Source organism: Serratia sp. Z4 (assembly GCF_009900725.1).
Taxonomy (GTDB): Bacteria; Pseudomonadota; Gammaproteobacteria; order Enterobacterales; family Enterobacteriaceae; genus Serratia; species Serratia nematodiphila.
Genome location: NZ_JAAABD010000002.1, coordinates 247,343 through 270,198, shown reverse-complemented (window position 1 = coordinate 270,198; position 22,856 = coordinate 247,343). Strand labels below are relative to the sequence as shown.

Sequence of the window (22,856 nt, the reverse complement as noted above, 5' to 3'; positions counted from 1 at the left end):
AACCGCTTACATTTTCCCGCCATTGCAATTCGCCCGGTTGCCCCCATATCCTTATAAATTCGACGTTTTGAGAAGCTTTCTCATCAATTTGTTCGCTAAGACCGTTTACTGCCGAATATGCCAGCAGATATGTGGTTTTATCGTGCGGCAGGGTTTCCCTGCCGCAGCGGGAAATGCTAACTTAAGGGTTAGGGACGCCACATTTTGGCATCGTTCATCCGATTCACTCGGCATCGCGGGAAAGAATGTGAAATATTTGCTGATTTTTTTGTTGGTTCTGGTGATCTTCGTGATTTCCGTCACCTTAGGTGCGCATAACGATCAGGTGGTCAATTTTAACTATCTGGTTGCGCAGGGCGACTATCGCGTATCGACCCTGTTGGCCACGCTGTTTGGTGCCGGTTTCGTTCTCGGCTGGATCATTTGCGGCCTGTTCTACCTGCGCACGCGTATTGCGCTGGGTCGCGCCGAGCGCAAGATCAAAAGGCTGGAGCTGCAGCTTGAGCAGCCCGCTGAACCGGCGGCTCAGCCTGTTGTCAGCAAGGAATAATCCTCTATGTTAGAACTGCTGTTTCTGTTGCTGCCCGTGGCTGCCGCGTACGGTTGGTACATGGGGCGCAGAAGCGCTCAGCAGGATAAACAGCAAGAAGCCAACCGCCTGTCGCGCGAATACGTGGCAGGGGTGAACTTTCTGCTCTCCAACCAGCAGGACAAGGCGGTCGATCTGTTCCTCGACATGTTGAAAGAGGACAGCAACACCGTTGAAGCCCACCTGACGCTGGGTAACCTGTTCCGTTCGCGCGGTGAAGTCGACCGCGCCATCCGCATCCATCAGGCCTTGATGGAAAGCGCCTCCCTGACCTTCGAACAGCGCCTGCTGGCGGTGCAGCAGCTGGGCCGCGACTATATGGCGGCCGGGCTGTACGACCGCGCGGAAGACATGTTCAGCCAGTTGACTGACGAAGCGGATTTTCGCGTCTCGGCGCTGCAGCAACTGCTGGTGATCCATCAGGCGACCAGCGACTGGCAGAAAGCGATCGACGTGGCGGAAAAACTGGTCAAGCTGGGCAAAGAGAAGCAACGCGTCGAGATCGCGCACTTTTACTGTGAGTTGGCGCTGCAGGCAATGGGCAGCGACGATCTCGATCGGGCAATGAGCCTGCTCAAGCGCGCGGACGCCGCCGATAAACAGTGTGCGCGCGTGTCCATCATGTTCGGGCGCATCTACATGGCGCAAAACGACTACGCCAAAGCGGCAGAGTCGCTGCAACGCGTACTGAGCCAGGATAAAGAGTTGGTCAGCGAAACGCTGCCGATGCTGCAGGAATGCTACACGCATCTGCCGGAACAACAGCACAACTGGGCCGATTTTCTTAAGCGCTGCGTGGAAGAGAACACCGGCGCCACTGCCGATCTGATGCTGGCCGAGATCATCGAGCGGCACGAAGGGCGCGACGTGGTGCAGGTCTATATCAACCGTCAGCTGCAGCGTCATCCCACTATGCGGGTGTTTTATCGGCTGATGGATTATCACCTGGCGGACGCTGAAGACGGCCGGGCGAAAGAGAGTCTGCTGCTGTTGCGCGATATGGTCGGCGAGCAAATTCGCACCAAACCGCGTTACCGCTGCCACAAATGTGGCTTCACCGCGCACTCGCTCTATTGGCATTGCCCGTCGTGCCGCGCCTGGTCATCGGTCAAACCGATACGCGGTCTGGACGGGCAATAACGCGGCGGAGCGGCAAAAAAAACGGGGCGAAAATCGCCCCTTTTTTTTATGTTCATCACTTACTTTTTCTTGCCGCCTTTGGCGCCGGTTTTCAACAGCTGACGCAGTTTCTTCAGCTCTTTCTGGCTCAGCGGCTGTTCAATCTCTTCTTCGGTGCTTTGATTGTCGATTTCGCCGTGGTGCAGCTCATCCGCCTTTTTGGCCGGTTTCTCTGCTTTGGTGGCGGGCGCGCTGAAACTGCTTTCCAGGCGCTGGCACACTTCCACGCTCAACGAAAATTCGTTTTCAGCGGCGGCGGCGCGGATTTTTTCCTTCAGTTCCAGAGGAATTTTAATGGTAAGTGTCGATATCTCGCTCATTTTGAAAGCCTTTCTGCAGGAAGATGCCTTCAAGCTAAGCCACTGACGATCGGGTGTCTAGTGTGTAATAAAAATTTAATATTTTTGTAACAAAGCGGGGCGAGGAAAATGCGGTTTTTTCAGGCGGCAAACAGAGGCAGGGCCCGAACGTTCGGGCCCTGTACCGGAAACATTATTTGTAGATGATCGCGGTGCCGCTCAACATGTTGTTACCACCGGCGGAGATGATGCGGTAGCTGCTGGCGCCCTGGGCATCCGCTTTAGCGGCCAGTTTTTTCTCCAGGCTGCTGAGGGTGGTTGCGTGGCCTGCGGAAACGATGCCGGCGGCGGTCAGGTTATCGGCCTGCTGGCTGCTGATCGGTTCAGCGGCGAAGGTGGCGAAAGAGGTCAGTGCGATAGCGGCTGTGGCTGCAAAATATTTGATGGTTTTCATGGGTGACTCCAGTCTGTTTATTTAGGAAGGAAGCCATTTGCTTCCGATGGGGTGAATAATAAAGCATCCGTGCCGATTGAAAATCTGATAATGCTGAGCAAGTCATTCAAAATATCTGATTAACAATTTACGCATCTTTACGGCGTTTTACGCTGCGTGGTTTATTGCTGACGGGCGTTCATTGACGCGCCATGACAAAGGCGGGAGGTAACATGACAGAGCGTAGGTGCGCGCTGCGGCTGGGATTTCGGGCCTCCGACATGTAGAATGCGGCGGTCAGTTTCGCGGGTGAGTCCCTGATTATCTCCATTTTACAAAAGGTAGAAGAAATGAAGTCTGAAAATAACGCTAATAACAATGACTTAAAATCATCTCCAATCGTTGTGGCGTTAGATTACGCCGATAAGAACGCTGCGCTGGCGTTCGCCGACCGTATCGATCCGCAAGACTGCCGGCTGAAAGTGGGCAAAGAAATGTTCACGCTGTTTGGGCCGCAACTGGTGCGCGATCTGCATGGGCGCGGTTTCGACGTGTTTCTCGACCTGAAATTCCACGATATTCCCAATACCACTGCGCATGCGGTAGCGGCGGCGGCCGAACTGGGCGTTTGGATGGTTAACGTCCACGCCAGCGGCGGCGCGCGCATGATGACTGCCGCTAAAGAAGCGCTGGCGTCATTCGGGACGGATGCGCCGCTGTTGATCGCCGTAACCGTGCTCACCAGCATGGAAGCGGAAGACCTGCGCGGCATCGGCATCGAGGCTAGCCCGGCGGAACACGCCGAGCGCCTGGCGCGCCTGACCCGCGACTGCGGGCTGGACGGTGTGGTGTGTTCGGCACACGAAGCGCAGCGGCTGAAGGCGGCCTGCGGGCAGGCTTTCCAACTGGTGACGCCGGGGATCCGCCCTGAAGGCAGCGCGGCGGGCGATCAGCGTCGTATCATGACGCCGGTGCAGGCGCAGGCCGCCGGCGTGGACTATATGGTGATTGGGCGTCCGATCACCCAATCTGCCGATCCGGCCGCGACGCTGCGCGCGATCCGCGCCTCTTTGGCCTGAGGAAGCGATGATGAATGACGATAACAGTCGTCTGGTGTATTCCACGGACACCGGTCGCATCAAGCCGGAAGAGGTTAAACCGCAACGCGCCAAGGGCGATGGCGTTGTGCGCATCCAGCGCCAGACCAGCGGCCGCAAGGGGAAGGGCGTGTGCCTGATTACCGGCGTCGATCTGGATGATGCCGCGCTCGATAAACTGGCGGCCGAGCTGAAAAAGAAATGCGGCTGCGGCGGCTCGGTGAAAGACGGGGTCATCGAGATCCAGGGCGATAAACGCGATCTGCTCAAACAGCTGCTGGAAGCCAAAGGCATGAAGGTCAAACTGGCGGGCGGTTGAGGTGAATCGCCATGCCGCGGTGCAATGCTGCGGCATGGCTGGAGGTTGTTGCTGCCGGGGGTTAACCCGTTAACGGCGAAAGAACCATAGACTTAACGTAAAACAGACCTGAAATCATCGTTATTGGTTAATACGTCAAAGCGCCAAGTCGCTTTTGCCCGCCTGTCGGCGGAGGAACATCGGGCAGGTTATTTGCCAACCTGGTGACCGATGATGCCGCCCACCGCTGCCCCACCCAGCGTGCCCAAAGCGCTGCCGTTGGTCAGCACTGCGCCGCCGACTGCACCGGCGCCGGCGCCGATGGCGGTGTTGCGATCGCGTTTGGACATGTTGGAACAGGCGCTCAGTGAAAACGCCAGAGTCAGAGCCAGAGCGGCGGTGGCGAAACGTTTATTGATAATCATCATAATGACTTCTCCTTAGCATTGGCTATATGGAAGTGCCTTATAAGTATAGGCGTTAACCATAAATCAGGCCTGCTGTTGATTCCCATACGGTATCGATATAAAAAATGGCATTTTTTGTTAACGGCCGAATAATTAGCGGGTTACGGCCCAAAAGTTACCGAAGCTGAGTATAGGTTTCTCGGGAAGGATAAACAGGTAAATAGTCTTAAAATCCCGCTGCGCAAGGGAAACGGCGGGCGGCGTGGCCCGCGCAGCGCGTTATTCGTTGACCAGCTCCACCTGTACGCCCTGGCGTTTCAGCTGATGCTGATACTCCAGCGCCAAACGTGAATCGGTGATCACCCGGCTGATTTGCCCCGGCTGCGCCAGCGGATTGGGCTGGATCTGGCCGAATTTGCTGGAGTCCGTCAGCACGATATTCTCCACGCCCTTGGCCAGTACCGCGCTGACCACATCGGCGCGCATCATGTCGCGGCCGGTAAAGCCGGTTTCGGCCTGAAAGCCGTCAATGCCGATAAACGCCTTATTGAAATGCACCTGCTGAATGCACAGCCGCGTCAGCGGGCCGACCACGGTCTCGCTTTTCTTCTGGTACATGCCGCCCAGCACAATCACGTCGCAGTCGGTTTCTTTCAGCAGGTTGGCGATGTAGTGGCTGACGGTGATCAGCGTAATGCGCTTGCGTTCGGCAATGTAGCGCGCCAACAGGGCGTTGGCGCTGCCGCTCTCGATAAAGATCGTCTCGCCGTCGTTGACCTGCGCGGCGGCGTATTGCGCCAGCCGCTGCTTGAGGGTGAAATTGGACATCATGCGGGCGTCGACGTCGTCGCTCTCCAACGCCACGGCGGAACCGTGCACCCGCTTCAGATAACTGCGCTTTTCCAGCAGGTTGAGATCCTGCCGGATGGTGACTTCCGAGACGCCCGAGGCGCGCGCCAGCTCATTGACGCTGATCCGCCGGCGATCGTTAACCAACTGCAATATGGTCTGTTGTCGTAAATTCATATCGGCCTGATGATGCGGCCGCCAAGGCGCGGCCGCTAAGAGTCAAAGGTTTAAAGAGTATGTTCTGTGCGCGCAATAATATCATCCTGCGCCTCAGGGGATAATGCGGTAAAGAAGGCGGAATAGCCAGCTACGCGAACCACTAAATCACGATATTGGTCAGGGTGTTGCTTCGCCGCCAGCAGCGTTTCGCGCGACACGATGTTGTACTGCACATGCCAGCCGCGGTAGCTCTCGAAGAAGGTGCGCAACATCAGCATCAGCTTTTCCCGATCGCGCGGGTTGTCCAGCGTCGCCGGGTTAAGCTTTTGGTTGAGCAGCACGCCGCCGAGGATCGCCTCGGTCGGCAACTTGGCGAGCGAATTGAACACCGCCGTCGGCCCCAGGTGGTCGGTGCCGGACGCCGGACTGGCGCCTTCCGCCAGTGGCGTGTGCGCCTTACGACCATCGGGCGTGGCCAGGGTGGCAGAGCCGAACGGCACGTTGGCCGAAATCGACGAGGTGCCGGCGTAGTAACCGCCGCCGATCGGCCCGCGGCCGAAGCGGGTGTTGCGATACTGCTTCAGTTCTTCGATATAGGTTTGGTAGGCGCGCACCAGCAGCCAATCGACCTCGTCCACGTCGTTGCCGTATTTGGGCGCGGCGTTGAGCAGCCGCTGGCGCAGCTGCTCGCCATCCAGCCCGGCGAAGTCTTCGGCCAGCGCCGTCGCCAACTGCTGCTGGCCGATCGCCCCCTGGTCAAATACCAGTTTGCGCACCGCCGCGAGGCTGTTGCCCAGGTTGGCGATGCCGACCTGCAGGCCGGAAACCCAATCGTATTTGGCGCCGCCTTGCTTGATGCTTTTACCGCGTTCGATGCAGTCATCCACCAGCGCGGAACAGAGGATATCGTGGGCGTTCTCCTCCAGCACGCTGTCCACCACGCACTCGATCTCGATCGACTTGCGCGTGTAGTAGCGGATTTGCCGATCCCAGGCGGTTAAGACCTGCTCGAAATCGTCGAAGTTTCCTTTGGACAGCGCCTGTTCCTGTGGCAGGAAGATCTGCCCGGAGGTCGCGTCGCGGCCCTGTTCCAGCGCCGCCAGCAGCACGCGGGCGAAGTTGATGAAGCTCATGCCGGTGCAGCGATAGCCCCATTTTCCGCCGACGGCGGTCTCGATACAGCCGATGGCGGCGTAGTCGTAAGCGTCTTGCGGTTCGACCCCCAACTTGATGAACTCGGGAATGACGATTTCGTCATTATTGAATGCCGGCATGCCGAAGCCGCAGCGGATCACCTGCACGCAGGCGTCGAGGAAGTCGGCGCTCATCCCGGCATGGTAACGCACGCTGAGGTTGGGCTGGGTGGAGCGCAGGCGGCCGCAGGACTCGAGAATGGCGTAGGACAGCGGGTTGACCGCATCGCACGGCCGGCCGTCGATCAGCTTCTGTCCGCCGATGGTGACGTTCTGGTACAGCGGGCTGCCGGCGGAAGCCTTGGAATGCGAGCCGGAGCGGATCTTGTTGACCTCCAGCAGCTTCAGCCAGCAGCTGTGCAACAGCTCGATGGCGTCTTCCCGCGCCAGCTTTTGCTCCAGCTCCACGTCACGCCGATACCAGGGATAGAGGTATTGATCGAGGCGGCCAAAGGAAACCGAATGGCCGTTGGATTCGATCTGCAACGTCAGCTGGATGAAATAGCACAGCTGCAGCGCCTGCCAGAAGGTTTGCGGCGGGCGATGGGCGATCTGTTCACAGTTATCCGCGATGGCCAGCAGCTCGGTACGCCGGCCAGTGCGCGGTTCGTTTTGCGCCATGTCGCGCGCCAGGCGGGCGAAGCGCAGGATGTGTTCGCTCAGCGCCGCCAGCACGATGTCGATAGCGTTGAGAAACTGCGCTTTGTGCAGGTCTTCCCACTCGGTCAGGCGCAGGCGGCTGCGGCGCGCGTTCACTTTTTCACGCAGGCCGTCGAGACCTAGCTCCAGCAACAGCGGGAAGTTGACCGCCAGGTGAGCATCGCCGGAGGTCATGTTGCCCTCGGCCTTGATGATGCCGGTGGCCAGCAGCGCTTTTTGCTCGTCGGTGAACATGCCGTAGCAGCGATCCTGCACCGTTTGGCCGCGCCACCAGGGGCACAGGCGATGCAAAATCGCCTTGTTCTCTTCGCTGACCGAAAAACCGGCGCCCGGCCGGTCGGCCAACTGGTCTATTTCGTTTTCTATCCAGCCGACGGTGTATTCGGGGAAGATCGGCGCGGCGCGCAGTTCGCTGGCCTGGTTGCCGACGATCAACTCGTCGTTGGCGATCCAGATGCTGCGTTTCGCCAGGTGGTTAGCCAGCGCCAGCGCGCGGCGCACCGGCAGCGGCTTGTTCTGATGCTGTTGATAGGCTTCGGTATAGTGCTGTGCTCGTTCGGTGCACACCGGCGGTTTGACGATGTGAATCAGCGCGTTCTTGTGCGCCTGAATACGGGCGCTGAGGGTGGTCAAATCCAACGTGGTCATGGCGTTATCCTCGCAAAATGGCGGTCAGGCCTTTGGCGCCGGCATAGGCTTCGGCGAAGGCCAGCAGATCGGGCGCGTCCAGCGGCGTGCGGGCGGCGCGGTAGGGCTCGCCGAGCAGGTGGTACTTGTTGATGCCCAGCGTGTGGTACGGCAGAAAGTGGATCTCCGATACGCCGATCTCGTCGGCGGCGAAGTCGACGATCGCGCGGACTGAGCGGCGATCGGCGTTGAAATCGGGGATCAGCGGCACGCGCACGGTCATTGGCACGCCGTGCGCCGCCAGCCGGCGGAAATTGTTCATCACCCGGCGGGCGGAGCCGCCGGTCCAGGCTCTGAAGCGCGCTTCGTCGGTGTGTTTGAGATCGGCCAACAGCAGATCCAGCCACGGCAGCGAAGGGGCGATGTAACGCCAGGGAACGTGCAGGCAGGATTCGACGGCGGTGTGGATGCCGGCCTCGCGGCCGCGCCGCAGCAGTTCCGCCGCAACCTCCGGCTGCATAAAGGGCTCGCCGCCGGACAGCGTTAAACCGCCGCCGCTGCGCAGGTAGAAAGGCTTATCCCGAATTACCTCGGCCATGATATCGTCGGGGTTGACCGGGCTGCCGCACAGGCTGAGCGCGCCGGTCGGGCAGGTGGCGGCCAGGGCGGCATAATCGTCTGCGCTAATCAGCTCGCGTTGCAGCGTCAGCGGCCCGTCGGTGCGCTGCAGCCCTTGCGGACAACGCTCGGCGCACAGCGTGCAGCCGCTCAGGCACAGGCGCTCGTCAAACAGCAGGTCTGCGTGGCGCGAACGGCTTTCCGGGTTCTGACACCAGCGGCAGCTCAGCGGGCAGCCTTTTAAAAAGACCACGCTGCGGATGCCCGGGCCGTCATGGGTCGAGTAGCGCTGCAGATTAAAGAACATGAGTCACCCGTTTGGCGTTGCTGAATCTTTCGCCATTAAAGGTGTTTCGAATGAAAGTTGAATTGATTTTGATCAAAGATTGACGTCTTTTTTGCCCTATGATGATCAGAGTTTGAATCCGCCAACAGAACATGACACAGGAGTCCGTGATGGAGCTTTATCTCGATACCGCCGATGTGACCGCGGTAAAACGCCTGGCGCGCATTCTGCCGTTGCACGGCGTCACCACCAACCCGAGCATCGTGGCGAAGGAAGGCAAGCCGATCTGGGAAGTGCTGCCCGCGCTGCGCGACGCCCTCGGCGGCACCGGCAAGCTGTTTGCGCAGGTGATGGCGGCCGATGCGGAACGTATGGTGGCGGAGGCGGCGCTGCTCAGCCAGCGGGTACCGGGGTTGGTGGTCAAGATCCCGGCGACCGCCGAAGGGTTGGCGGCGATCAAGAAACTTAAAACGATGTCCATTCCGACGCTGGGCACCGCGGTGTACGGCGCTGCACAGGGGCTGTTGGCGGCCTTGGCCGGAGCGGAATATGTGGCGCCTTACGTCAACCGCGTGGACGCGCAGGGCGGCGACGGCATCGAAATGGTGCACGAGCTGCAGCAGCTGTTGAGCCTGCATGCGCCGTCGGCGCAGGTGCTGGCCGCCAGCTTCAAAACGCCGCGCCAGGCGCTGGAGTGCCTGCTCGCGGGCTGTCAGGCCATCACGCTGCCGGTGGACGTGGCGGAGCAGTTCCTGAATGCGCCGGCCGTACAGGCCGCGGTCGAGAAGTTCGAGCAGGATTGGCAGGGGGCGTTCGGCAGCAGCCTGCTGAACTGATGGCCTGCGTCTATTCCTCGGTGCTCACACTATTATCGCTAAAGGATGGCGGCTACGCGCCATCCTCCTTTCATTATCCATTATCGGCTTTCCTTTCACTTAATTTTCGCTGAACTGTTTATTTTCCGCACGATCTCTCTTTCGGGAAAAATCGATTGATTTTCGCCCTTATCGGCTCATAATTCGTCACTAAAGCAGTGTCATTACAATTATTTAAATTATTTATAATATTGCACTAATAAATTTATTGAAATAATAATGATGGGGAGCCAAGGATGCGCTCAAATTACGTTCGTGCTGTGCCTTGTTTTATTCGCTATGGTCTGTCGGGATTGTTGCTCGGCGCCGTGCCGTTTTTTGCCGCCTCCGCCTCTGCGGCTGAGGCTTTCAGCCAGGGCGCGGCGACTATTGATGCCCGTGAACAGCTGCGTCAGCAAGAGCGAGAACGCGCCCTGCAGAACCAAAACACCCCTCAGGCCGATGCGCGCGTGGCTGCCCCTGAGCGGGTGCTGCCCGATTACCCTCCTCACGAAAAACCCTGTTTTACCATCAACCGGTTGGCGCTCGTCGGCGAGTCGGCCGAACGCTTTCAGTGGGCGCTTGCGGCCGCCAACGATGCCAAAGGCCGTTGCCTGGGCGGGCGGGGGATCGTGCTCGCTATCAACAAGGTGCAAAATGCCATTTTGGCCAAAGGCTACGTCACAACTCGGGTGATGGCGCAGGAGCAGGATCTGACTCAGGGCACGTTGACACTTACGTTGCAACCCGGGCGCATTGGCGCCGTCCGCTTTGATGAGCCGGTTTCCTGGCGTGGACGGTTGTGGAACGCCGTTCCGGCCTCGCGCGGCGATCTTCTTAACCTGCGCGATATCGAGCAGGGGCTGGAGAACTTCAGGCGGGTGCCCAGCGCCAATGCCGACATTAAAATCGTGCCCGGCGCCCAGGAGGGCACCAGCGATCTGCAGGTCAACTGGCACGAGGGGCGCCCGGTGCGGCTCAGTCTGGGACTGGACGACAGCGGCTCCAAAAGCACCGGGCGCTATCTTGGCTCGGCCACCCTGGCTATTGATGCCCCGTTTGCGCAAAATGACCTGTTCTACGCCAACATCGGCAAGGATTTATTCCAACACGGGCCGTTCGGCAACCGTTCGCATACGCTGAACTATTTCTTCCCGGTGGGATATTGGGCCTTCTCGGCCAACTATAACGACTACACCTACCATCAGAACATCCCCAACGCCAATGAGGTGCTGCGCTACAGCGGCAAGAGCGACAACTTTCAGTTGACCGTTTCCCGGTTGCTGTACCGCGACCAATCGCACAAGACCACGCTCAACCTGCGCGGCTATCGCAAGCACTCGACCAACTATGTGGAAGACATCGAAATGGCCCAGCAAAAGAGGCGGACAGCGGGCTGGGAGATTGGACTGAACCAGCGCAGTTACCTCGGGCGCAATACGCTGGATGCGTCGCTAGCTTGGCGGCGCGGCACCGGCGCCCTGGGAGCGCTGCGCGCGCCGGAGGAAGCCAATCACAACGGTTCGGCGCGTACCGGCATCCTGCTCGGGGATGCGGGGTTCAACATACCGTTCTCCTGGGGCGAGCAGCCGTGGCGGCTGTATACCAGCGTGCGCGGCCAGTGGAGCTCGAACGCGCTGACGCCGCAGGAGCGGATGGCCATTGCCGGGCGCTACACGGTGCGCGGTTTTGACGGCGAGCAGATGCTGTCTGGCGAAAAAGGCCTGGTCTGGCGTAACGATATCGCCTGGAATGTGTTTGCCCGCGGTCACGAACTCTATCTGGCCGCCGACTACGGGCGGGTGGACGGCCCGAATACGCGAGGCTTGCCGGGGCGGCAATTGGCGGGCAGCGCGCTTGGGGTGCGCGGCGCCTTATGGGGGCGACTCAGCTATGACCTGTTTGCCGGCATTCCTTTGTACAAGCCTGCGGGTTTCCACACCTCGGGTGCCACGGCCGGCTTCAGCGTTAACCTGGAAATCTGAACGCGGGCCAAGCATTAGTGGCGGCTTGCCTGACGTTGACCGTAACGGATTGATATTGATCACGGATGTGACCCATGAATAAACATTGCTATCGCCTTATTTTCAGTCGCACTCACGGGGAACTGCGGGTGGTTTCCGAACTGGCCCGCAGCTGCAGCACCGAATCGGGGCAAAGCCGCAGTGCGGGCGCCCCCCGCCTGTGGGTGACGGTGCGGCGCTCAGTGTGGATGCTGGGGCTGGCCTTGTTCGCCGGGCCGGCGATGGCTGACGGCATTGTGGCGGACGGTGCCGCCAATCCTTCTCTGCGGCCGGAGGTTATCGCCACGCAAAATGGGCTGTCGCAGGTCAATATCACGGCCCCCAATCAGGCAGGGATATCGCATAACCAATATCAACAGTTCGATGTTGACGCCAAAGGCGCAATCCTCAATAACTCGGCGGTGATGACAGCGACCCAGATGGCCGGGATGATCCAGGGCAACCCGAACCTCACCCCCAACGCTGCGCCGGCCAGAGTGATCCTCAACGAAGTCAACAGCAATAACCCCAGCCAGCTGCGCGGCTTTTTGGAAGTGGCCGGCGGCAAGGCGCAGGTGATCGTGGCTAACCCGGCGGGGATCGTGTGCAACGGTTGCGGTACGATCAACGCCGGGCGCATGACGCTGACGACCGGCAAACCGCAGATGAACGCCGACGGCAGCATGGCAGGTTATCAGATCGAACGCGGCGTGGTGCGCGTGGAGGGCGGCGGCCTCAACGGCGATGCCCGTCACGATACCGAATATGTAGACATTATGGCACGCGCGGTCGAGATCAACGCCGGCGTTTGGGCCAAGGAGAGCGTGTCGGTGGTGGGCGGCCGCAATCGGGTGAGCGCAGACGGCAAAACGGTGACGGCGCTGGCGGATGACGGCGGCGCCAGACCGGCGCTGGCAATAGACATGGGTCAGATGGGGGGCATGTACAGCGGTAGCATTCGCATGATCGGCACTGAGGCTGGCGTCGGCGTGCGCAACCAGAATGGGCAAGTGCAGGCAGGTAAAACGCTCACCGTCAGCAGCGAAGGCAAGCTCAGTTGGCGGTCTGATGCACTGGATGCCGCCACGCAGTCCGGCGGCGACACCAAACTGGCGGCGAAAGGCGACATCGAGTATCGCGGCAAATTGCACAGCGGCGGTCAGCTGGCCGTGCAGAGCCGGGAGGGGACGCTGACGCAGTCCGGCACGCTGGCGGCGGCCGGGGATGTGCGGCTTGACGCCGCGCACGGCATTCAAAGCAGCGGCCATCTGCTGGCGGGCAGCGATGTCGACAGCCGGATTGTGCGCGACGCGAGCCTGCGCCTTGACAGCCAGGGCGACATTCGTGCCAGCGGCAGCTTACTGAGCAAAAGGGCGGTTAGCGCCAGCGGGCGCCGCGTTGATCTCAGCGGTGCGCAGGTGGCGGCGGCTCATGCCTCGCTGGCGGCCCGGCAGGGCGGCGTGGCGTTGCGCCAATCGACCGTCGATAGCGGTGAGTTTACCGTGAACACCCCGGGTGATGTGGACGCCCGGCAGGCTCAGTTCAAAACCGGGCGCTGGCAGGTTGATGCCAACAATGTGTTTGGCCAGGGGGCCGTCTGGTCCCAAACCGGCGGTGGCGAAAGTCGTTTCAGCCTGGGCGGTGAGCTGAATAACAGCGACGGCACCATTGAGAGCCGCCAGCTTGATCTCAAGGCGGCGGCGTTGACCAACCAGCGCGGCCGCCTGGTGGCGCTGGGCGACGCGGCGCAGCACTGGCGGATCGGCGGCCTGCTCGACAACAGCGACGGTGAATTGGGCGGCAACGGCGATCTGCGGCTGGATGCCGGCAGGCTTGATAACCAGGGCGGCAAGATAACAACGCCGGGTCAGTTGGTGGTTCAGGCGGGCGGTGCGATCAACAACGCCGGCGGCGGCCTGTTCGCCGGCCAGGCCCTGGAGCTCGAAGCGGGCGGCGAACTGAACAACCAGTCCGGAACGGTGGACGGCAGCCGGGTGCGGCTGACGGCGCAGCATCTGAATAACGCGCAAGGAAAGCTCGTCAGCCAGCGCAATCTCGATCTGACCGCCGGCCGCGTGGGCAACCGGGGCGGCCTTATCGGCGCAGGAGAGAAACTGGATCTTCACGCCGGTGACTGGGACAACCGCGGCGGTACGGTGCAAGGTGAAACGGCCGTTACGGCAACGGCAACTACCCTCAGCAACGACGGTGGCAAGTTGCTGTCCGGCCAAGCGTTAATTCTGAACACCGTGGGCCCGGCGACTAACCGCGCGGGTGAAATCAGTGGCGCGGCGCTGACGGTGAGCACCGGCCGGCTCGATAATACGCAGGGCAAGGTTATTGGCCTGCAGCGGCTTGAGCTGCACGCTCGCCTGGGATTGGACAATGCCCAGGGGCTGCTGGGTGCCGGCCAGACATTGACCATGCGCACCGATGGCGCGCTGAATAACCGCCACGGCACGATCTCGGGGCACGGGCAAACCCACATAGCGGCTGGGAGTGTGCACAACGAGGCCGGAAAGGTGCTGGGCGGGCAACAACTGGTGCTGAACAGTGCGGCAGAGTTGGTGAACCTCGAGGGCGAAATCAGCGGGGAATCGCTCACGCTGGCGGCACAGCAGGTGGATAACGGCCAGGGCAAAGTGGTGGCTCGTCAGGGGCTGGAGCTGACGACGCAACGGGAACTGAACAACGCGGCCGGCTGGCTTGAGGCCGGCAACGCCCTCGTCGTGCAGGCCGGCGGTGACTGGGATAATCGCGGCGGCGGCGCGCAAGGCGGTCGGCAGGTTGCTGCCTCGGTGCGCACTCTCGACAATACCGGCGGCAGCCTGCAGTCCGGCGGCGATCTCCGTTTGGATGCCGCAGGCGATGTCCGCAATCAAATCGGTAAGCTGACCGCACAGCGATCGTTGGCGGTTAATGGCGGCGCCGCCAGCCTGTTTGACAACGACGGCGGGTCGTTGCAAAGCGGCGGCGATCTGTCGCTGCAGGGTGGCCAGTTGACCAACCGCGCTGCGGGGGTGGTCTTCAGCGAGCAAGGGCTTGCCCTTAACCTGGCCGGCGGCTGGGATAACCAGGGGGGCACGTTTACCGGCAATGGGCGCGCCGAGGTACGCGCCGCCGGGCTGAACAATGCCCAGGGGGCGATCAATGCGCTGGGCAGCCTGGATATGCAATTCACCGGCGCGCTGGATAACCGCCGGGGCAGGATTTTCAGCACGTTATCCCAGGCCCTCACGGCGCAGGACATGTACAACGCCGAGGGCTGGATGGGCAGCCAGGGCGGCTGGCACGCCGTCAGCGGCGGTTTTGACAACGCGCAAGGCAGCGTACAAAGCCAGCAGGATGCGCAGCTGTCGGCGGGCTGGCTGAACAATGCCAAAGGGGGGCTGCAGTCGGCGGCGGATTTGGTGCTGCGCGTTGCGCAGGATGTCGATAACCGTGGCGGTAAGGTCTCGGCGCAGGGGCAGCTTGCTGTGATGGGTGCCAAAGACGGCGAACACGCCGGCGCCATCAATAACGCAGGTGGTCAGTGGCTGGCTGGCGAGGGGCTGAGTATCGCCGCCCGCGCACTCGACAATACGCAGTGTGGGCTGCTCTACAGCCAGAAACAACAACGCCTTGCGCTGAGCGACGCGCTGAACAACCGCGATGGGAAAATGCAAAGTGGCGAGGCGTTTCAACTCGACGCGCAAACGTTGAACAATGTCGGCGGTCAGATCGAGGGCCAGCAACAGGTGGCGCTGCGTATTCTCGGCATGTTTGATAATACCGGCGGCGCGGTGCGCAGCAATGGTGAACAGCAGGTGTCGGCGGCTGGCATTGTGAACCGTCAGGGCATATTCAGCAGCCGGAGCGGCCTTGATCTGGCCACGGCGCGGCTGGACAATGCCGGCGGCACGCTCATCAGCCAGGGAACGGGCGCCTACCGCATCGGTACGCTCAACAACCAACAGGGCAAGGTGCACAGCGGTGGGGCGCTCACGCTCGACGGCGCCCAGGTGAATAATCAGGGTGGGCAGCTGGTTTCGACCCAGCGGTTGACGCTCAGAGCTGCAGAGATAGACAACAGCGCTCAAGGGGCGCTGAGCAGCCAGGCTGCGTTGGAGGTGCAGGCTGAGCGCCTGAACAACCGCGACGGCGGCCTGATCCTCGGTTCTGCCCAGACCGACATCGCTGCGCGCGACATCGACAACACGGCTGGGCGGCTTCAGAGCGTCGGTCCGCTCACGCTCACGAACGTGGCCTCGCTGGACAACCGCCAGGGGCAACTCCTCGCCAACGGCGATCTTGGCATTAACGCCGGCCTGTCGCCGGCCGATTCGCCGCTGGTATTGCTTAACCAGGGCGGGCGGCTGGAGAGCGCCGGCCAACTTACCCTGCATGCGCGCACGCTGGAAAATCAACACGGCAACTTGGTGGGATTGCAGGCGCTGAACCTGTCTGCGCAGCAGGACTACACCCGCCAGGCCGGCGAAAACATCAGCAGTAACGGCACGGTGACGTTCTCCCTGAACGGCGCCTTTATCAACCTGGTGGACTGGTTGCTGCCGGGCAATCTGGTGCTCAATGCGGCCAGCATCGCCAATCCGGCATCGCTGGTGGGCAAGACGCTACAGCTGACGACCGGGGCGTTGCAAAACACCGGGCGTATTGAGGCTGACAGCATGACGCTGAACGTCGATGCCCTGGACAACGCCGCAGCGCTGATGGGGGACGCAATCACCGTGCGTGGACGTGTCATCGACAACCACGGTCAGCCTGCGGTGATGGCGGTGACCCAAAGCCTGACGTTGCAGGCCGGTGAACGCCTGACCAACCGGGATGGGGCACTGATCTACAGCGCCGATCGTCTGCAGCTGCACAGTGATGACCTGATTGAAAACCGGGCGAGCTTTATCGAAGCTGACGGTGACGCCACCGTCGAGGCTCGGCGTCTTGATAACCTGCGCGAAGGGCTGGTGATTGAGCGTGACGCCGAGAAGAGCGATTACAAATGGCATCGCTACAACTACTACTGGCGCTCCTATGGTTCGGCGGTCAACCCCGATAAAAGCACCATGGCGCCAACCACCCAACAGCTGAGCTTTCAGGATGACGCGGCGGCCCAGAACAATCGCTACGGCACCCTGCTGGCTATTGATGCGGCGGGCAAACGCGCGCAGGTGCGGGTCAAGGACAATAAGGGCGCACTTACCGACCTGTGGGTTAACTACCTGGCGCTCAAGCCGAATGTCGACGGCAGCTATGCCATGACGTTCTACGAAACGCGTGGGGGAAATCAGCTGGCAACCATCCCGACGCCTTATCAAAACGGCTTCCATTGGGAGCATGACTGGACGCAGGTGATGACGTGGGATCCCGAGAAGCATGTCGATATTGACAGTGCGCCGTTCGTCACCGATTACAACAACTTCCGCGAACGTACCGAGACCGGCACGCTGACGCGCGACAGGCTGGTCTCCGAGGGCATCGGCGCGCGTATTCTGGCGGGCGGCAATATGGTGCTGCGCATCACCGGGCAACTGCTTAATGACGCCAGCGTCATTACCGCCAACGGCAACCTGACGCAGGACGGCGGCGGCAGCCTGGACAACCGCGGTTACTCGGTTAACGAACGGCGCCAGGCGGTTATCGTCGACCACTATGACAAGGACACGCATCACTGGTATCCGACGTTCAACCGAGACGAGACCACGGCGCTGGCGACCGTTGACGGCGTGATCACCGGCAGTGGCACGGTCACCATCAATGGGGCTCGCATCACTAACACCACGGTCAATCAGGCGCAAATCAGCCAACTTGAAGCGGCATTAAACGCCGTGGATGCCGAACGCGCCGAACTGGAACGCAATCCGCTGGGCTTTGCGGTAGAGGGCGCTGGTATCCAGAATGGTGACACGGCGCTTGCTCCGGGCGAGCAAATGACAAGACCGGGCGCCATGCCGTCTTCGCCGCTGGGGCGTCCGCTGTTGCCGTCTGAGCTGGCGCTAACGCAGTTACAGCATCTGGGCAATGTGGCTACCGCGATCCCCAATAACGCGTTGTTCAGCCAACCTACGGCGGCCGGCAGCCCGTTCCTGGTGGTGACCGACGAACGCTTTACCCGCCGCGACAACTTCATCAGCAGCGACTATATGCTCGAGCGTGTGGGCTATGATCCTGCGCAGGTTCATAAACGCCTTGGGGACGGTTTTTACGAACAGCGGCTGGTGCGCGAGCAGGTGCTGGCACTGACCGGCAAACCGTCTATCAGAGGTGAATATGCGATGGCGCAGTACCAGCAACTGATGAACAACGGGGCGAAGGTGGCGCAGGACTTCCATCTGGTGCCGGGCGTGGCTTTGACGCCGGAACAGATTGCGGCGCTGCAGCAGGATATTGTCTGGCTGGTGAGCGAGACGGTGCAAACCGCCGAAGGCTCGCAAACGGTGTGGGTGCCGAAGGTGTATCTGGCGCAGACCACGTTGCGCCTGACCGGCGATGGTGCGGTGATTGGCGGCGGTAGCCTGCAGCTCTCGGCAAACAGTGTCACCAATGCCGGCAATCTGTTTGCCGATAAGGCGCTAACCGTTGATGCCGGGCAGTTCCTGCACCAGGGCGGTGATATCAAGGCCGGCAGCATTGACGTGCGGGCCGACAGTCTGACCCTGAGCACTAATCTGCAGGAGGCGCTGCGCCAGGCGACGATGAACGCCGGCGATATTCGTCTCAGCGGCGCCGATATCACCCTCTCGGGGGCGAAACTCGATGCGACCGACACGCTCAGCCTGAGCGCGCGCAATGACCTGACCATCACCACCGCCAAAAGCAGCCATATCGCCGACCTTGAGGTTATCTCGGGGGCAATGGGTAACCGCACCCGTGGCGGCACGGAAGCGGCAGGCTCCCGGATGGCGCGCGTGAGCGGCGAATGGCAGCAAACACAGGGGAGTGAGCTTAACGCCGGCGGCAACCTTAACCTTTCGGCCGGACGGGACGTTACGTTCGCTGGCAGCCAGGCCAAGGCCGGCGGCAGCACCCGCGTACAGGCCGGCGGCGATATCGCTATCAGGGCCGAGAACACCACCAATACCACGCATCTGGCTGCCAACAGCCGTACGTCATCAGTCAGCAACGATCGCCAGGAAGAGCGCCTGACATTAAGTGCACTCGGCGGCGACCAAGGCGTCACCCTGGTGGCGGGCAACCAACTGCTGGCCGAAGGCGCGCAGGTTGACAGTAAAGAAGGGCGTATCGGCATCAGCGCGCAGGACGTGACCGTTAAAGACGCGCGCAGCCGCACGCAAGATCTGGACAGCGAAAATAAACGCGAGGGCAAAACCAAAAGTCATCGCATCGAACAAACCGAGCGCGAAATCAGCACCGGCAGCACCTTCAGCGGACGCGACGGCGTGACGGTAGTCGGGCGAGAGGGCGACGTCACCATTACCGGCAGCACCCTGCACAGCGACCAGGGCGCCATCGCCCTGCAGGCGAAAAACGATGTCACCCTCAATACGGCTACCGAGCGAGAGTCGCGCTACAGTGAGGAGCGTTCGGAGAAAAAAGGCTTCCTGAAAAAAAGCAGCAGCCACAGCGTAGCGCGCGATGCCACCACGCGTGAGAAAGGCACGCTGCTGAGCGGCGACAGCGTCAGCGTCAGCGCCGGTAATGATCTGACGGTCACCGGCTCGGCCATTGCCGCCGACCGGGACGTGAACCTGCAGGCCGGCCGTAATGTCGATATCGGAGCGGCTACCGAGACTGACACACATTACCTGCTGGAAGAGAAGAAAAAGAGCGGCCTGCTGGGTAGCGGCGGCATCGGCTTCACGATAGGTAAGCAGTCGAGCAAACACGAAATCGACGAGAAAGCCACCACCCAGAGCCAAAGCGTCAGTACCGTCGGCAGCAGCCAGGGCAGCGTCAATATCACGGCGGGCAACCAACTGCACATTGGCGGTGCCGACCTGGTGGCGGGCAAGGATCTGGCCCTGACCGGCGACAGCGTGACTATCGATCCCGGCTACGATCAACGCACGCGCAAAGAAACCTTCGAGCAAAAGCAGAGCGGCCTGAGCGTGGCGCTGTCGGGCACCGTGGGCGGCGCGCTCAACACCGCCGTCAGCACTGCGCAGCAGGCGAGAAAGGAAGGCGATGGGCGCCTGAACGCGCTGCAAAACACCAAGGCGGCGCTGTCCGGCGTGCAGGCGGCGCAAGCCGTTGAACTCGACAAACTCAATACAGATGCAGGGAAAGGCGCCACCAACACGGTGGGCATCAGCGCCTCCTACGGCAGTCAGTCGTCGAAGAGCGAAACCCGCACCGACAGCCGCCAGTCGCAAGGCAGCACGCTCACCGCCGGGCAAAACCTGTCGATAACGGCGCAGGGCAATAACCACAGCGCACAGAGTGGCGATATCGCCATCGCCGGCAGCCAGCTGAAAGCGGGCAAAGACCTGTCGCTCGATGCGGCGCGGGACATCAGCCTGCAGTCTGCGCAGAACAGCGAAAGCACCGTTGGCAAGAACAGCAGCAAAGGCGGCAACGTTGGCGTCGGTATCGGCGCCGGCTCGGGTGGTTATGGCATCAGCGTCTCGGCCGGCGTCAATGCCGGCAAGGGGCATGAGAGCGGCAACGGCCTGACCCATACCGAAACCACCCTGGATGCGGGCAGCCGTCTCAGCCTGACCAGCGGCCGCGACACCAAATTGAAAGGCGCGCAGGCCAGCGGCGAAAAGGTTACCGTCGACGTGGGCCGTGACCTGACGCTGCAAAGTGAACAGGATAGCGACCGCTATGATGCCAAACAGCAAAACGCCAGCGCGGGCGGCAGTTTCACCTTCGGCTCGATGACCGGCTCCGCCAACGTGAGCGCCAGCAAGGACAAGCTGCACAGCAACTTCGACTCGGTAAAAGAACAGACCGGGCTGTTTGCCGGCAAAGGCGGGTATGACGTCAAGGTCAAAGAGCATACCCAGCTCGACGGCGCGGTGATAGCCAGCACGGCAGACAAAGAGAACAACCGCCTCGATACCGGCACGCTGGGTTGGAAGGACATTCACAACCAGGCGGACTACAGCGCGACGCACAGCGGCGGCAGCTTCAGCACCGGCGGGCCAGTGGGCAAAGAGCTGTTGACCAACACGGCCGGCGGCATGCTGTCGGGCGCCAACAACAGCGGGCACGCCGAGGGCACGACAAAAGCCGGGGTCAGTGAGGGAACGCTGATAGTCCGTGACACCGACAAACAGCAGCAGGATGTGGCGCAGCTAAACCGGGATACTGAACATGCCAACGACGGCAGCATCAGCCCGATATTCAACAAGGAGAAGGAGCAGAACCGGCTGAAGCAGGCGCAGCTGATTGGGGAGATTGGCGGCCAGGCGATGGACGTCATCCGCACGCAGGGAGATATCGCCGGGCTGAAGGCGCAGAAAGACCAGGTGGCGCTGGCGCAGGCCAGGGAGCAGCTTGAGAAGAGCGGTAAACCGACGACCGATGCGGCGGTGATGCAGCGGGCATACGACAACGCGATGCGGCAATACGGTACCGGCAGCGATCTGCAGAAAGCGGCGCAGGCGGTAACGGGGGTGCTGACGGCGCTGGCGGGCAATAACCTGGCGGGCGCACTGGCGAGCGGTGCCTCGCCGTACCTGGCGACGGAAATCAAGAAACGGGTCGGTGAGGATAATATCGCCGCCAACGCAATGGCACACGCTGTGCTGGGGGCGGTGACGGCGCAGCTGAACAACCAGTCAGCCACCGCAGGGGGACTGGGCGCGGGCAGCGGGGAATTGGCGGCGCGCTACATTGCCGGCGAACTGTTCCCGGGCAAAACGGCGCAGCAGCTGAGCGAAAGCGAGAAACAGCAGGTCAGCGCGCTGAGCCAGTTGGCCGCAGGGCTTGCAGGCGGTCTGGCGACGGGGGATACTGCGGGAGCGGTGACCGGCGGGCAGGCAGGGAAGACGGCGGTGGAGAATAACTATCTGAGCAGTAAGCAGATAGATGCCTGGTCAGCTGAAATGAAGTCCTGTCAAGCTGGCGGTGGTGACTGTACTGGGATCATTAAAAATTACGAAGAACTGAGTATCGCCCAGCAACAACAGCTCATCAGTGATTGTGCAAGCAGCCCAACAACCTGCCAGAAGAAGTACGGTAATGTCTTGGCGGATAGTCTGGCAGTGAAGCAGGCAATAGATCGCGCATTAGGAGAAGATATCCCGATCAAGATGGTCTATGATTTGACGGCGACTTGGGCGCACCAGATGGATGCTGACGGGGTTATTGCCAGTAATAAAGTGTCAGAGCAGATCATGGCCAAATATGGTCTTGATCAGGTTCAGGCGGATTTGATTGCGGGCGTAGCGTTAAGTGCGCTGGGTGGGGTGAGTAAGGCTGGAAAAGGTAGCGCTATCCCTGTACCTGAACCAGTGAAAACGAGCAATGGGTTTGTTTATCAGTCAAACTCTAAGCATACCCTTGGAGGGGTAGGCAATAGACCTAATGCCGGAATTGAGCCTAAAAATTCACTGTTTCTTTTCGAGAACTCAGTGCCGTTGACAATAAAAGGTAAAGAGCATAAGGCTCGTTACACAATAGACAGTAATGGCGATATACACAGATTTTCTCCTGATAATACAGGAGGTTTTCACTGGTCAGGTAGCACGGCGGATCCGAAAAATAAACTCGAATTACCGAATGACGTTAGGGCTGCTTTAAGAAAACAGGAAGGGTGGAAAATAAAATGATTGTTGGAAATGCTTTGGAAATAGGTATTCAGCTAGAGTATGTGCTTGAATTGACTTCCCCAAGCGGTCTTTTCAATTTTATTGTGGGTGATACCTTAATTCCTGGGAAAGGGACGGTTACGGATCTTTATGTTGTTATATCTTCATTAAAAGATAGTCTCAATAGTCAATTGAGTGATGGGGTAAGTGATGTTGGAAATATTTCTTTGGCTGACTTAGATTTCTCTGATGGTGCACCAGAGAATGTGATCTGGCTTGATGTTTGTGAACTGTCGGATTATGGGTGCGTGTTCTGGTTGGGTTTTGATGGTGATTCTGAACGATTTTTTTACTCGAATGATTTCGAAAAAACAATCCAGGAAAAAACCTTTCCAAGAGGGACTGTTGAAACGCTAATTAATAGTCTGCCAGATGCTCATAATCTTAGAATCAATAGAGTTAATGACCAAACAATAATAACGGAGGTTATTGTTTGATTTTTTATAAGTCATGACTAAACGGTAAGGATTGCTTCTACGCTCTGAACTCTCATTACTGTAACTAAATAAAATCGGGTACAGCGGTGGTTTGAA

Annotated in this window: 14 protein-coding genes; 8 read left to right on the top strand and 6 right to left on the bottom strand. The window is 60.2% G+C overall.

Annotated elements, in window-relative coordinates:
- Positions 1 to 247 precede the first annotated feature (247 nt).
- Both GT753_RS09115 and lapB read left to right on the top strand, forming a co-directional pair.
- On the top strand, positions 248 to 550 hold the full coding sequence (locus GT753_RS09115) for a LapA family protein (protein ID WP_004930650.1): 303 nt from the start codon (positions 248 to 250) through the stop codon (positions 548 to 550).
- Between the two features lie 6 nt (positions 551 to 556).
- Entirely contained in the window at positions 557 to 1,729 is a 1,173-nt protein-coding gene (gene lapB / locus GT753_RS09110; protein ID WP_021503814.1) for a lipopolysaccharide assembly protein LapB, read from the top strand.
- A 59-nt stretch (positions 1,730 to 1,788) separates the two neighbouring features.
- Here the strand turns inward: lapB and GT753_RS09105 are convergent, their stop codons facing one another.
- The gene (locus GT753_RS09105) at positions 1,789 to 2,088 is read right to left on the bottom strand and encodes an Arc family DNA-binding protein (RefSeq protein ID WP_015378033.1); all 300 of its coding nucleotides are present in this window, start codon (positions 2,086 to 2,088) and stop codon (positions 1,789 to 1,791) included.
- A gap of 172 nt (positions 2,089 to 2,260) precedes the next feature.
- Entirely contained in the window at positions 2,261 to 2,521 is a 261-nt protein-coding gene (locus GT753_RS09100; protein ID WP_088381650.1) for a YdgH/BhsA/McbA-like domain containing protein, read from the bottom strand.
- A 329-nt stretch (positions 2,522 to 2,850) separates the two neighbouring features.
- On the opposite strand from GT753_RS09100, the gene pyrF reads away from it, so the two are divergent.
- Positions 2,851 to 3,579, top strand: coding sequence for an orotidine-5'-phosphate decarboxylase (gene pyrF / locus GT753_RS09095; RefSeq protein WP_004930640.1), 729 nt, complete (start codon positions 2,851 to 2,853; stop codon positions 3,577 to 3,579).
- Positions 3,580 to 3,589: 10 nt separating this feature from the next.
- Complete coding sequence (gene yciH / locus GT753_RS09090) at positions 3,590 to 3,916, top strand: stress response translation initiation inhibitor YciH (protein WP_088381649.1); 327 nt, start codon at positions 3,590 to 3,592, stop codon at positions 3,914 to 3,916.
- 188 nt (positions 3,917 to 4,104) lie between these two features.
- Here yciH and osmB read toward each other — a convergent pair whose 3' ends face one another.
- The 4 genes from osmB to GT753_RS09070 form a co-directional block, all read right to left on the bottom strand.
- On the bottom strand, positions 4,105 to 4,323 hold the full coding sequence (gene osmB, locus GT753_RS09085; RefSeq protein WP_004930634.1) for an osmotically-inducible lipoprotein OsmB: 219 nt from the start codon (positions 4,321 to 4,323) through the stop codon (positions 4,105 to 4,107).
- 258 nt (positions 4,324 to 4,581) lie between these two features.
- Entirely contained in the window at positions 4,582 to 5,328 is a 747-nt protein-coding gene (locus GT753_RS09080) for a DNA-binding transcriptional regulator YciT (protein ID WP_004930631.1), read from the bottom strand.
- A 50-nt stretch (positions 5,329 to 5,378) separates the two neighbouring features.
- Positions 5,379 to 7,811, bottom strand: a complete 2,433-nt coding sequence (locus tag GT753_RS09075; protein ID WP_160125539.1) for a formate C-acetyltransferase/glycerol dehydratase family glycyl radical enzyme — start codon at positions 7,809 to 7,811, stop codon at positions 5,379 to 5,381.
- 4 nt (positions 7,812 to 7,815) lie between these two features.
- Positions 7,816 to 8,715, bottom strand: coding sequence for a glycyl-radical enzyme activating protein (locus GT753_RS09070; RefSeq protein WP_160125538.1), 900 nt, complete (start codon positions 8,713 to 8,715; stop codon positions 7,816 to 7,818).
- Between the two features lie 149 nt (positions 8,716 to 8,864).
- On the opposite strand from GT753_RS09070, the gene fsa reads away from it, so the two are divergent.
- From fsa to GT753_RS09050, 4 genes are all read left to right on the top strand, one after another.
- Positions 8,865 to 9,530 (top strand): fructose-6-phosphate aldolase, encoded by a 666-nt coding sequence (gene fsa / locus GT753_RS09065; RefSeq protein ID WP_160125537.1) that lies wholly within the window; start codon positions 8,865 to 8,867, stop codon positions 9,528 to 9,530.
- Positions 9,531 to 9,805: 275 nt separating this feature from the next.
- The gene (locus tag GT753_RS09060; protein WP_160125536.1) at positions 9,806 to 11,533 is read left to right on the top strand and encodes a ShlB/FhaC/HecB family hemolysin secretion/activation protein; all 1,728 of its coding nucleotides are present in this window, start codon (positions 9,806 to 9,808) and stop codon (positions 11,531 to 11,533) included.
- 74 nt (positions 11,534 to 11,607) lie between these two features.
- Positions 11,608 to 22,284: a hemagglutinin repeat-containing protein gene (locus GT753_RS09055; RefSeq protein ID WP_174242125.1), complete on the top strand. Its 10,677-nt coding sequence runs from the start codon at positions 11,608 to 11,610 to the stop codon at positions 22,282 to 22,284.
- A complete protein-coding gene (locus GT753_RS09050; protein WP_230857988.1) occupies positions 22,269 to 22,760 on the top strand; it encodes an immunity 42 family protein in 492 nt (163 codons plus the stop codon). The genes GT753_RS09055 and GT753_RS09050 overlap by 16 nt, the downstream gene beginning before the upstream one ends.
- The last annotated feature ends 96 nt before the right edge of the window (positions 22,761 to 22,856 follow it).

What these genes read in the sequence shown, in the direction of transcription:
- GT753_RS09055 (WP_174242125.1), top strand. Translation starts at nt 11,608, where the DNA reads ATGAATAAACATTGCTATCGCCTTATTTTCAGTCGCACTCACGGGGAA.
- GT753_RS09075 (WP_160125539.1), bottom strand. Translation starts at nt 7,811, where the DNA reads ATGACCACGTTGGATTTGACCACCCTCAGCGCCCGTATTCAGGCGCAC.
- osmB (WP_004930634.1), bottom strand. Translation starts at nt 4,323, where the DNA reads ATGATGATTATCAATAAACGTTTCGCCACCGCCGCTCTGGCTCTGACT.
- GT753_RS09070 (WP_160125538.1), bottom strand. Translation starts at nt 8,715, where the DNA reads ATGTTCTTTAATCTGCAGCGCTACTCGACCCATGACGGCCCGGGCATC.
- GT753_RS09105 (WP_015378033.1), bottom strand. Translation starts at nt 2,088, where the DNA reads ATGAGCGAGATATCGACACTTACCATTAAAATTCCTCTGGAACTGAAG.
- GT753_RS09060 (WP_160125536.1), top strand. Translation starts at nt 9,806, where the DNA reads ATGCGCTCAAATTACGTTCGTGCTGTGCCTTGTTTTATTCGCTATGGT.
- GT753_RS09100 (WP_088381650.1), bottom strand. Translation starts at nt 2,521, where the DNA reads ATGAAAACCATCAAATATTTTGCAGCCACAGCCGCTATCGCACTGACC.
- pyrF (WP_004930640.1), top strand. Translation starts at nt 2,851, where the DNA reads ATGAAGTCTGAAAATAACGCTAATAACAATGACTTAAAATCATCTCCA.
- GT753_RS09080 (WP_004930631.1), bottom strand. Translation starts at nt 5,328, where the DNA reads ATGAATTTACGACAACAGACCATATTGCAGTTGGTTAACGATCGCCGG.
- fsa (WP_160125537.1), top strand. Translation starts at nt 8,865, where the DNA reads ATGGAGCTTTATCTCGATACCGCCGATGTGACCGCGGTAAAACGCCTG.
- yciH (WP_088381649.1), top strand. Translation starts at nt 3,590, where the DNA reads ATGAATGACGATAACAGTCGTCTGGTGTATTCCACGGACACCGGTCGC.
- lapB (WP_021503814.1), top strand. Translation starts at nt 557, where the DNA reads ATGTTAGAACTGCTGTTTCTGTTGCTGCCCGTGGCTGCCGCGTACGGT.